This is a genomic window from Streptomyces sp. NPDC059443 (assembly GCF_042750105.1).
GTDB lineage: Bacteria > Actinomycetota > Actinomycetes > Streptomycetales > Streptomycetaceae > Streptomyces.
This window is the reverse complement of the sequence record NZ_JBHYVM010000066.1, coordinates 1-10,937: the sequence shown is the minus strand read 5'-3', so window position 1 is coordinate 10,937 and position 10,937 is coordinate 1. Positions and strand designations below refer to the sequence as shown.

General features: G+C 71.2%; 10 protein-coding genes. 7 read left to right on the top strand and 3 right to left on the bottom strand.

What is annotated here, in order from left to right; translation table 11 throughout:
- Nucleotides 1-34: 34 nt before the first annotated feature.
- Nucleotides 35-1,057, bottom strand: a complete 1,023-nt coding sequence (locus ACFXDJ_RS35660; RefSeq protein WP_384660751.1) for a TetR/AcrR family transcriptional regulator C-terminal domain-containing protein — start codon at nucleotides 1,055-1,057, stop codon at nucleotides 35-37.
- A gap of 167 nt (nucleotides 1,058-1,224) precedes the next feature.
- Between ACFXDJ_RS35660 and ACFXDJ_RS35655 the strand changes: the two genes are divergently transcribed.
- The 4 genes from ACFXDJ_RS35655 (at nucleotide 1,225) to ACFXDJ_RS35640 (ending at nucleotide 3,986) form a co-directional block, all read left to right on the top strand.
- Nucleotides 1,225-2,334, top strand: a complete 1,110-nt coding sequence (locus tag ACFXDJ_RS35655; protein WP_384660754.1) for an FAD-dependent monooxygenase — start codon at nucleotides 1,225-1,227, stop codon at nucleotides 2,332-2,334.
- A gap of 98 nt (nucleotides 2,335-2,432) precedes the next feature.
- On the top strand, nucleotides 2,433-3,089 hold the full coding sequence (locus ACFXDJ_RS35650) for a class I SAM-dependent methyltransferase (protein ID WP_384660757.1): 657 nt from the start codon (nucleotides 2,433-2,435) through the stop codon (nucleotides 3,087-3,089).
- Nucleotides 3,086-3,568: an NUDIX domain-containing protein gene (locus ACFXDJ_RS35645; protein ID WP_384660759.1), complete on the top strand. Its 483-nt coding sequence runs from the start codon at nucleotides 3,086-3,088 to the stop codon at nucleotides 3,566-3,568. The genes ACFXDJ_RS35650 and ACFXDJ_RS35645 overlap by 4 nt, the downstream gene beginning before the upstream one ends.
- 25 nt (nucleotides 3,569-3,593) lie before the next feature.
- The gene (locus ACFXDJ_RS35640; protein WP_384660762.1) at nucleotides 3,594-3,986 is read left to right on the top strand and encodes a RidA family protein; all 393 of its coding nucleotides are present in this window, start codon (nucleotides 3,594-3,596) and stop codon (nucleotides 3,984-3,986) included.
- 86 nt (nucleotides 3,987-4,072) lie between these two features.
- Here ACFXDJ_RS35640 and ACFXDJ_RS35635 read toward each other — a convergent pair whose 3' ends face one another.
- The gene (locus tag ACFXDJ_RS35635) at nucleotides 4,073-4,681 is read right to left on the bottom strand and encodes an ADP-ribosyltransferase (RefSeq protein ID WP_384660764.1); all 609 of its coding nucleotides are present in this window, start codon (nucleotides 4,679-4,681) and stop codon (nucleotides 4,073-4,075) included.
- Nucleotides 4,682-4,867: 186 nt separating this feature from the next.
- Between ACFXDJ_RS35635 and ACFXDJ_RS35630 the strand changes: the two genes are divergently transcribed.
- Complete coding sequence (locus tag ACFXDJ_RS35630) at nucleotides 4,868-5,473, top strand: excalibur calcium-binding domain-containing protein (protein ID WP_384660766.1); 606 nt, start codon at nucleotides 4,868-4,870, stop codon at nucleotides 5,471-5,473.
- A 127-nt stretch (nucleotides 5,474-5,600) separates the two neighbouring features.
- Nucleotides 5,601-7,007 (top strand): cytochrome P450, encoded by a 1,407-nt coding sequence (locus tag ACFXDJ_RS35625; RefSeq protein ID WP_384660769.1) that lies wholly within the window; start codon nucleotides 5,601-5,603, stop codon nucleotides 7,005-7,007.
- A gap of 53 nt (nucleotides 7,008-7,060) precedes the next feature.
- Here the strand turns inward: ACFXDJ_RS35625 and ACFXDJ_RS35620 are convergent, their stop codons facing one another.
- On the bottom strand, nucleotides 7,061-8,620 hold the full coding sequence (locus ACFXDJ_RS35620; protein ID WP_384660772.1) for an MFS transporter: 1,560 nt from the start codon (nucleotides 8,618-8,620) through the stop codon (nucleotides 7,061-7,063).
- 97 nt (nucleotides 8,621-8,717) lie between these two features.
- On the opposite strand from ACFXDJ_RS35620, the gene ACFXDJ_RS35615 reads away from it, so the two are divergent.
- Nucleotides 8,718-10,835, top strand: a complete 2,118-nt coding sequence (locus ACFXDJ_RS35615) for a prolyl oligopeptidase family serine peptidase (protein ID WP_384660776.1) — start codon at nucleotides 8,718-8,720, stop codon at nucleotides 10,833-10,835.
- Nucleotides 10,836-10,937 lie beyond the last annotated feature (102 nt).

Genomic DNA, 10,937 nt, shown 5'->3' with positions numbered 1-10,937 from the left:
CCGTCACCCTCCGTGGAAGGTGACGGGGCCCGCGTCATTTCCGCGCGGCGGCTTCCCGGCCTTCGATGACGGGGGTCAGGCCGTCGAGGAGTGCCTTGAGGCCGAATTCGAAGAGCGCGTCGAGGCGGAGGTCGTAGCCGTCCTCGAAGGCTCCGACCGCCTTGGCGAAGGTCGGGAAGCGGCCGGATTCCACCAGTTCTCGGAGGGCGGGGGCACGGCTGTCCATCCACTGGTCCTCCGACTGGCCCGTGGCGGCTTCGGCGTGCGCTTCCATCTCCAGGTGCACCGCCAGGCCCTGGACATGGCTGTAGAGCAGGACGTGGATGTCGAACAGCGTCGTGGGGTCGAGGCCGTGGCCGTCGAGGGCGCCCAGCACCCACTCACCGTGGACCATCAGATTGGGTACGAGCAACGGGCGCGTGAGGGAGCCCAGCTGGGCCAGCCACGGGTGCTTCCGGTACAGGCTCCACAGGGTCCGGCCGCCCAGCTCGATGCGGGCACGCCAGCCCTCGGGGGCGACCGCGGGGTAGGACTCCTCGCCGAAGGCGGCGTCGGCCATGAGCAGGACGAGGTCTTCCTTGCTCGGGACGTACCGGTAGGTCGACATCGCCGCGACGCCGAGCCGTGCCGCGACCCCGCGCATGGAGAGAGCCGCGAGCCCTTCGGCATCGGCGATCCCGATGGCGGTACGGACGATCCGGGCGAGGCTCAGCTCCTGCTCGGGGTCCGGGGCGGGTGACGGGCGCCTGCGGGCCTGCGGAGCGGAGGCGGGGTCCGGGGCAGAGGAGGTTCCGGCGACGACCGTGCCGATCCGGGGCCGGGCCTCGACAAGTCCCTCCAGGCGAAGGGTGGTCAGGGCCTTGGTGGCGGTGGCGAGCGCGACGCCCCACTCCGCGGCGATCTGGCGGGTCGAGGGAACCCGGTCCCCGGGGGCGAGTTCACCGTCCGCGATGCGCCGCCGGATCGCGGCGACGATGCGCAGATAGGGCGGAGAGGGTGGAGAGGGTGGAGAGGGTGGAGAAGGCGGATCACCGACTGCGCCTGTGGCCTTCGTCACGCCCTGCCGCCTTCCTGTCCTGTACTAGTGCAGAGATTAGCAGCGACGATGCCGAACGGGGAGGTACCTGACCTAGTACAGGCCCCATATTTGGCCAGTTGAAGGGGCTGCACGTACGGCGTACGTTCAGTGCGCGTACATCGTACAAAGCACTGGAGGAGACTCTCATGCAGACCGTACTCATCTCCGGCGGCGGCATCGCCGGGCCCGTCCTCGCCTACTGGCTGCGCCGCCACGGCTTCGCCCCCACCATCGTCGAACGCGCTCCGGGCCAACGCCCCGGCGGCCAGGCCGTGGACATCCGCGGCGTCGCGCTCGAAGTCGTGGAGCGGATGGGCCTGCTGGAGCGGGCGAGCGGCGTACGGACCCGGATGCGCGGCATGTCGATCCTCGACCCCGACGGCCGCGAGGTCGACCGCTCCACCGAGGCGACCTTCAGCAGCGGCCGGCTCGACAGCGAGGACATCGAGGTGCTGCGCGAGGACCTGGTACGGATGGTGTACGAGCACGCGCGCGCAGACGTCGAGCACCTCTTCGGCGACAGCATCACCGCGCTCGACGAGGACGAGGCCGGCGTTCACGTCGACTTCGCGCACGGACCGTCCCGCACCTTCGACCTCGTGGTCGGGGCCGACGGCCTCCACTCCACGGTGAGGCGCCTGGCCTTCGGTCCGGAGGAGCGTTTCGCCCACCACCTGGGGAGCTACCTCTCGGTGTTCAGCGCGGACAACTTCCTCGGCCTGGACGACTGGCAGCTGTGGCTCCGGGACGGCGACGCGGGCTTCGGCATCATGCCCGTGCGCGACAACACCGAGCTCAGGATCGCCTTCGGCTTCGCATCCGCCCCCCTCGCGCACGGCCTCCGCGACGGTGGCACGCTGCGGCGGCTCGTCGTGGACAAGCTCGCGTCGATGCGGTGGGAAGGGACCCGCCTGGCCGAGGCCGCCCGGAAGGCACCCGACTTCTACTGCGACGCCATGGCCCAGATCCGCATGGACCAGTGGTCGCGGGGTCGGGTGACCCTACTCGGAGACGCCGGCTACTGCCCTTCCCCCCTCTCGGGGCAGGGCACCAGCCTGGCTCTGGTGGGCGCCCATGTGCTGGCCGGCTGCCTCGCCCGGGCCGACGGCGACCACCACACCGCGTACGCCCGCTACGAGCAGCGGATGCGCCCCTTCGTCACCCTCAACCAGGCCCTGGCCACCGAGAACCCCGGCGGACCCGCCTCGGAGGAATCCGTCGCGCACGCCAAGAACGCACTCTCACTGGACAGCTGACCACCTGTCCGGTCACCGGCCGAAACCCTCTGGCCCCGGGTACCCGGCGTCGCTGAAAACCCCGAGTCTGGAGGCACGTCTACCGACCGGAGCGCCATATGACGCGTCAGAGCTACTGGGACGACTACGCCGAGGGCTGGGGCATCACCGAATGGCCCGACGACACCAGGTTCCGCGGATGGACCCAGTACGAGGAACACGGCCCCGGCCTCGACCTCGCCGGCCATCCGAAGAGCGTGCTGGAGCTGGGCTGCGGTGACGCGAAGGAGCTGGTCCACTTCGCCCGCCGGGGCATCCCCGTCACCGGCATCGACCTCGCCCCCGCCCACCTGGAGCGGGCCCGCGAGCGGTGCGAGGGCATGGACGCCCGGTTCGAGCAGCGGGACGTCATCGAGTACCTCACCAGCACCACGGAGTCCTTCGACGCGGTGATCTCCCGTTTCGGGGCGGTGTGGTTCAACGACCCCCGCATCCTGCTGCCCTTGATCCGCTCGGTGCTCACCCCTGAGGGGACTCTCCTCTTCAGCCACGCACCGGCGGTGGAGGGCTGCTACGGCCCCCAGGGCATGTACCCCGGAGCCCTGCGCGGCCGGCCCATCACCGTCAGGCGCTGGTCGTACACACCGGAAATGTGGCAGGACATGCTCATCGAGTCGGGCTTCGGGCGCGTCCGCGCACAGGTGCACCCGGCCCCGGATCCGCTCGACCTCGGCACTCTGCTCGTGACCGCCCGGGCCGAAGGAGCCGCATCATGACGTGGCTGCCGCCGCGCGATTACATCGCGACGCTTCCACCGGCCACCTCGTACGCCTGTCTGTACTTCACGGACGCGGCCGGCCGGCCCTTCCAGCTCAGGGCCACCTACTCCACTGAAGTCTGGCAGTGGCCGGGCGGGAACCGGGACCACGGTGAGACTCCGTGGGAGTGCGCGGTGAGGGAGTGTCTGGAGGAGACGGGCATCATCTTCACCGGTCCGCAAAGGCTTCTCGGGACCCACTTCATCGCCCCGCGCGGGGAAGCGTGGCACACCAGCCACATCGGCTTCGTCTTCGACGGCGGCGTCCTCACGGACGAGCAGATCGAAGCCGTGGTCCTGGACCCGGCCGAGCACAGTGAGTACCGCGTCCTGTCGGTGGACGAGTGGGAGAAGATCATGTCGCCCGCGAACTTCGGCCGGCTCGGGGTGATCGACCGCGCGCGCCGGTCGGGGGTTGCCGCTTATCTGGAGAACTGACGGTGTGTGCTGCGAATATGGGGCCATGGATCATGATCGGCAGAACGTCGGTTCCGGGTCGCCGCTCGAACCGCGGATCGGGTTTTCCCGGGCGGTTCGCAAGGGCGCGCACGTCGTGGTGGCCGGGACCGCTCCCATCGGGGACGACGGGGGGACCGTGGGGCGGGGTGACGTCTACGCCCAGAGCGTCAGGTGTCTGGACATCGCCGAAGCCGCGCTGAACGAGGCGGGGGCGTCGCTGGGGGACGTGGTGCGGACCCGCATCATGCTCACCGACGTGACGACGTGGAAGGAAGCCGCGCGGGCGCACGGTGAGCGGTTCGCGTCGGTCCGTCCCGCCTGCACGTTCGTGGAGGTCTCCCATTTCATCGACGCCGACTGGCTCGTCGAAGTGGAGCTCGACGCCATCATCGGGTGATGGCTGCCGCTGGGCCCTGTCGGCGTGTGGCCGGGGCCCCCGACACTCCGAGTGGAGGGTGACGGGAGCCCCGGCCGCGAGAGGGGTCAGCCCGGGTAGTTGGCGCGCCAGGGCTGGTAGTGGGGGTTGTCCCGGCATTCGTCCATGACCTCGACCTTCTTCACGGTGTCGACCCGGCAGACCGCCACGATGAACGAGCGCTCGATGCCGCCCGGGAAGGCGACCTCGACCTGGCGGGCGTACTTGTGGGTGTCGCCGATGGTCTGGTTGACGTCCACCCCGCCCGGGGCGTCGATGTAGTAGTTCCAGCCGCTCTTCCAGGACTTGTACAGGTCGTGGTCGTAGGTCGTGGAGACGTAGGGGGAGGGCTGGTTGACCAGGACGTAGCTCTCGATGTCGTACTGGCCGTTGCGGGTGTCCCTGGGGAGGAAGCCCTCCTCGAAGACCACCTCCGGCGGGCGGCCGTCCGAGCGGTAGAGCTGCTTGCAGTTGATCCGCCAGGACGGGGACGGGGTGATCCGCTCGATCTCCACGCTCTCGTCGGCGGCGGCGAACAGGTGGTTCTGGACCCGGGGACATGAGTTCGCGGGCGCCGCCGCGTGGACGGAGGCGGAAGCCGAAACCGGCGGCAACAGAGCTGCGGCGAGGACGGTCGCGAGGACGACGACGCGTCGGCGCAGAGCGGAAGTGATCATGCCCTCACCCTGGCGGCCCCGCGGCGCCCGCGGCGGGATCCTCACTCTAAGGTGAGCGTGTCGCCTTGCACCTCGACTCCCTTGATTACAGGTCGAGTTGGAGGCGGAACGATCCTTCGCCTCAGCGCCCGTCCCCCGCGCGACTAGGCTACGGCGGTTCCACGCCGTTGATCTGGGGGGTCATTCATGTTTCACCGTCGGAGCGTCGCCATAGCGGCCACCGTGGGAGCCGTCGTGCTGCTCGTCGCCGGGTGCGAGGACAAGGCCGCGCCGAAGGGTGCCGACAAACCGGGGGCTCCGCCCACGCCGAGCTCCATCGCCAAGCCCGGCATGCCCGCGCTCATCGGCAAGAAGGACGCCGAGGCCGAGGTCCTCGTCAAGGGGCTGACCAGCAAGCCGGTCGAGGTCCGCAGTGCGTACGTCGACGTCCCGCTCGCCACCGACCACGCCCAGTGGACGGTCTGCTTCCAGACTCCGGCGGCCGAAAGCCCCGTGCCGGACACCACCTCGGTCGAGATCTCGCTCACCGCGCCAGGGACCCCGTGCCCGGAGAAGGCCGGCGCCACCCTGCACCCCGGCAAGAGCCCGAGCCGCGCGCCCACCCCGACACCGCCCCAGGCCAACCCGAAGCCCAAGTCCAGTCCGACCCCGGCTCCCGGCCCCAAGGACGACGTCAGCTACAAGAGCTGCGCCGAGGCCAAGGCCGCCGGCGCGGCCCCCATGCGGCGCGGGCAGCCCGGCTACGACAAGCGTCTCGACCGGGACAACGACGGCATCGCCTGCGACAAGTAGGCGGCCGGGGGAGGAGAAGAGGAGGAGAAGGGGAGCGGCGGTATTCGGCCGGATGGCGCCGCGACCCTCGCCCGGGGCCGCGCCCACCTGGAGAATCGGGCCGTCAGTACATTCTGAGGGCGGAGCCATGGCAACAACGGGAACAGCACGCACAGGCACGGACGCCGGTACGCGGACCACGGAGACACCCCGGCTCGCGGGCGCACCGCTGCTCGGGTCCCTCGCCGACCTCAAGGCGGATTCGCTCGGTACGTATCTGCGCGCGCACCACGAGCACGGCGACGTCGTCCGGGTCACGGCCGGCCCGCCGGGACTGCGCGCCGAGCTGCACTGCGTGTTCTCGGCGGAGGGGGTCCAGCAGGTGCTGGCCTCGCAGGCGGCCAACTTCCGCAAGGACAACGCCATATACCAAGAGGTCCGGGACGCCCTCGGCAACGGCCTGCTGACCAGCCAGGACGAGGACTACCTGCGCCAACGGCGGCTGGTCCAGCCGCTGTTCACCAAGCGCCGGGTGGACGGGTACGCCGAGGCCGTCGCCTCGGAGACCGCGTCGACCCTCAGCACCTGGGAGCGGTTCCCGGACGGCATCGTCGACGTCTCGGACGAGATGATGGCCCTCGCCCTGCGCGCGGTCGCCCGGATCCTCTTCGGCGCCGATGTGGAAGCCACCGTAGACGTCGTGGACCGATGCTTTCCGGTCATCACCGAGTACGTGCTGCGCCGCGGCTACTCCCCCGTGAACGTCCCCCGCAACTGGCCCACGCCGGCCAACAAGCGGGCGGACGCCGCGCTGGACGAGCTGTACGGGGTCTGCGACAAGATCATCGCCCAGCGCCGGGGAGGTCCCGCCGCCGAGGGCGAGGGTGAAGACCTGCTGTCGCTGCTCGCGGCCGCCACGAGCGCGCAGGACGCGGAGTTCGACGCCAACGAACTGCGCGAACAGGTACTGATCTTCCTGCTCGCGGGGCACGAGACGACCGCCACCTCGCTCTCCTTCTCCCTCCACCTGCTGGCCCGCCACCCCGAGTCGCAGGACCGGGCCCGCGCCGAGATCACCGCGGTCCTGGGCGACCGTACGCCCGGGGCCGCCGACCTCGACCGGCTCCCGTACCTCACCCAGGTGCTCAAGGAGGCCATGCGGCTCTACCCGGCGGCCCCGATCATCGGCCGTCGCTCGGTCGCGGCGGCCGAGGTGGACGGCCACACCATCCCGGCGGGCGCGGACGTGATCGTGGCTCCGTGGGTGACCCACCGCCACCCCCGTTACTGGCCGGACCCGGAGCGCTTCGACCCCGACCGATTCACCCCGGAGGCGGAGGCGGCCAGGCCGCGCTACGCCTGGTTCCCCTTCGGCGGGGGCCCGCGCGCCTGCATCGGACAGCACTTCTCGATGCTGGAGTCGGTGGTCGCGCTGGCGATGATCCTGCGGGAGTACGAGTTCGAGGCCGTGGACACCGATATCGCGGTCAGCGCCGGGATCACCCTGAACACCGTGGGCCCGGCGCGCTGCCGGATACGGCGCGCAGGCGAGTAGTAGACGAGTAGTAGGCGGTTGGCGCCGCCGGCCCCCGGGCGCCCGGGGGCCGGTCAGGCCTTCGTCGGCGCCGGGGTGTGGTTGCCCTGGAGGCGGGCGAGGTCCGAGGGTCTGACCTGGATGACGAAGAGCGCGATCAGCGCCGTGACCAGGGTGAACGCGGCCGCCGCCACGAAAGCGGCGCTGACGCCCGAGGTGAGGACCTGATCGCTCCACGGCTTCGGGAACTGCTTGGTGCGGGCGAAGAAGGCCTTCTGCTCCGGCGTCGAGTCGCGCAGGAAGGAACCCACCTGCCCCTTGGCCTCGTTGCGGCTGGCCGTGCCGAAGACCGTGACCAGGATGGACAGTCCGAGCGAGCCGCCCACCTGCTGCATCGAGTTGAGCAGCCCGGAGGCCGCGCCCGACTCCCGCTCGGGGACGTTCGACAGCGCCATCAGGGTCAGGGACACGAACTGCATGCCCATGCCCGCGGCGAAGACCAGGATCGGGCCCAGGATGCTGCCCAGGTACGTCGAGTGGATGTCGGTCCGCGTGAGCCAGGCCAGTCCGCCGGCCGCGCACAGGGATCCCGCCACCATGAACGGCTTCGGCCCGAATTTCGGGAGCAGTTGGGAGGTGATCCCCGCCATCACCGCGATCATCGCGCTGACCGGCAGGAAGGCCAGTCCGGCCCGCAGCGGGCTGAAGCCCAGCACGTTCTGCACGAACAGGGTCAGGAAGAAGAACATGCCGAAGATCGCGCAGGCGAAGAAGAGCATGATCGCGTAGGTCCCGGCCCGGTTGCGGTCCGCGAACATGTGCAGCGGGGTGATCGGCTGTGGCGAGCGCCGCTCGTTGATCACGAAGAGGCTCAGCAGGACCACGGCGACCGCGAAGGAGGCGAGCGTCAGCCCGTCCCGCCAGCCGTCCTGAGAGGCGCGGATGAATCCGTAGACCAGCGAGACCATGCCGAGCGTGCAGAGCAGGGCGCCCACGAAGTCGAAGTGTCCGGGATGGCGTTCCGACTCGCGGATCACCTTCGGGGTGGCCAGGGCGATCAGCACGGCGATGGGGACGTTGACGAAGAGCACCCACCGCCAGTTCAGCCACTCCACGAGGAGGCCGCCCGCGAGCAGCCCGATCGCGCCGCCGCCCGCCGAGACGCCGGCGAACACCCCGAACGCCCGGTTGCGTTCGGGGCCTTCCTTGAAGGTGGTGGTGATCAGCGCGAGCGCGGTCGGCGAGGCGATGGCTCCGCCGACGCCCTGGAGGGCGCGGGCGCCCATCAACTGACCGGCGTTCTGGGCGAGTCCGCCCAGCAGTGAGGCCAGGCCGAAGAGCAGTACGCCGAACATGAAGACGCGCCGCCGGCCGAGGATGTCGCCGGTGCGCCCGCCGAGGAGCAGCAGGCCGCCGAAGGTAAGGGTGTAGGCGTTGACCACCCAGGACAGGCTCTCCGTGGAGAAGCCGAGGGCCGTCTGGATGTGCGGCAGCGCGATGTTCACGATGGTGATGTCGAGAACGACCATGAGTTGGCAGGAGGCGATCACGAGCAGGGCGAGGCCGTGTCCGCTTCCTCGGACCTTGCCGTTGGTCCCAGTGCTGGTGGTGCTCGGCGTAGCGTTCGGGTCCACCTTTTCGACGCTAAGCCCGCGCCCCAAGGGACACCACTCGAACGGCCTAGTCTATGTGGCATGTGTTATGTGGTATTTCACATGACACACTAACTCCATGGATCGCATGGATGACTTCCTCAGGCTCTCCGCGAGCACCGCCCGGTTCACCTACGGCGCCCCGCGCGCCTTCGCCTTCGGCGACGAAGGCCGGCTCCTCTGGTTCCTCCGCTCCACCGGACCCACCGACCCCCTCGACGCCCTCTGGGTCCTGGACACCGCCACCGGCGCCGAAACCCGGCTCGCCGACCCCCGCGAACTGTGCCCCGAGCTGTCCTCCGAGGCCGTACCCCCGCCGCTGCCCGTCGCCGAGCGCCGCCTGCGCGAGCGGACCCGGCTCGTCGCCGCCGGGATCGGCTCGTACGCGCTCTCCGGCGACGGCCTGCGCGCGGTGTTCCCGCTGTACGGGCGGCTGTACGAGGTCACGTGCGCCTCCGGAGCGGGACGGACCGGGGAGCCCGCGCAGCCCGCTCAGCCCAAGGAGGTCCCGGTCGCCGGGCCCGCCTTCGATCCCCGCCCCAACGCCGACGGCTCCCGCGTCGCGTACGTGGCCGACGACGCCCTGTACGCCGCCCCCGGCGGCCGGATCAGCCCCGAGGACGGAGCCCGCTGGGGCCTCGCCGAGTTCGCGGCCGCCGAGGAGCTCGGGCGCTCCCGGGGGCACTGGTGGTCCCCCGACGGGGAGAGCCTGCTCGCCGCCCGCGTCGACGAATCCGCCCTCCAGCGGCGCTGGTTCGCCGACCCGGCGCACCCGGAGCTGGCGGCCGAGGACTTCGCGTACCCCGAGGCGGGCGGCCCCAACGCGGACGTGCAGCTGTGGATCTTCGGGCCGGGCCGCGGCCCCGTACGGCTCGACTGGGACGCGCTGACCTACCCGTACGTCTCCGACGCCGGCTGGGAGTCGCCCGGGGAGATCCTGCTGACCGTGCAGGACCGGCTCCAGCAGCGCGTCGTGCTGCTCTCCGCCGACCCGGCCACCGGGCGGACCCGGGAGCTGTCGCGCACCACGGACCCGCGGTGGGTGGACCCCATGGTCCCCGGCACCCCGGCGCGGCTCCCCGACGGGCGGATGCTGACCAGCGCCGACACCCCGGGCGGGGCGGCCCGCGGGCTCGCGGTGGACGGGGTGCTCCTGACCGGCGACGAGCTCCAGGTCCGCCGGGTGGCCGGAGCCCACGGGGACCGGCTGCTGATCGAGGGCGCCCGGCGCGACCCCTCCGAACAGCAGGTGTTCTTCCTGGATCCGGACACCGGCGAGCTGAGCCCGCTCGCGGACGGACCCGGGGTGCACTCGGTCCAGGGGGCCGGCGGGGCGCTGCTGCTGACCTCCGCCGACGCCGACGGGATCCGGCGGGTCCTGCGGACCGCGGACGGGCGGGAGTTCACTCCGGGGGACCTGTCGCAGCCGATGCCGTACCGGGTGGTCCCGGTGCTGGAGCGGGTCACCGAGCACGGGATCCCCACCGCAATCGTGCTGCCGCGCGGGCACGTACCCGGCACCCGGCTGCCCGTCCTGCTCGACAGCTACGGCGGCCCCGGCGCGCAGGACGTCTGCGCGGAGCCGCGACGCTGGCAGCACCGGCAGTGGTGGGCCGACCAGGGGTTCGCCGTGGTGACCATCGACAACCGGGGCACGGCGTACGTCTCCCCGCGGTTCACGCACGCCATGTACCGGGGGTTCTCGGACGTCACCCTGGACGACCAGGTCGCGGCGCTGCGGGCGCTCGGGGAACGGCACGCCGACCTCGACCTCGGCCGGGTCGGGATCCGCGGGTGGTCGTACGGCGGGTACCTGTCCGCGCTCGCGGTGCTGCGGCGGCCGGACGTCTTCCACGCGGCCGCGGCGGGGGCCGCGCCGACGGACTTCCGGCACTACGACACGGCGTACACCGAGCGGTACCTGGGCCTGCCGGCGGAGCACCCCGAGGTGTACGAGCGGGACTCGCTCCTCGCGGACGCGGCGGGGCTTTCGCGGCCGCTGCTGCTGGTGACGGGGCTGGCCGACGACAATGTGCATCCCGCGCACACGCTGCGGTTGTCGCGGGCGCTGACGGATGCGGGGCGTCCTCATGCGCTGCTGGCCCTGCCGGGGGTCACGCATATGACCCCCGGCGGAGTGCGGGAGAAGATCATGGTGCAGGAACTGGCGTTCTTCCGGCGGGAGCTGGGGCTCTGACGGGTAGGGGACAGGCCCCGGCTGCGGGTGTGCCGCTGCGCGGAGCCTGTCCCCTACCCGCCCTTCCACCGTTCCCTGGGGCTCCGCCCCAGACCCCGCGCC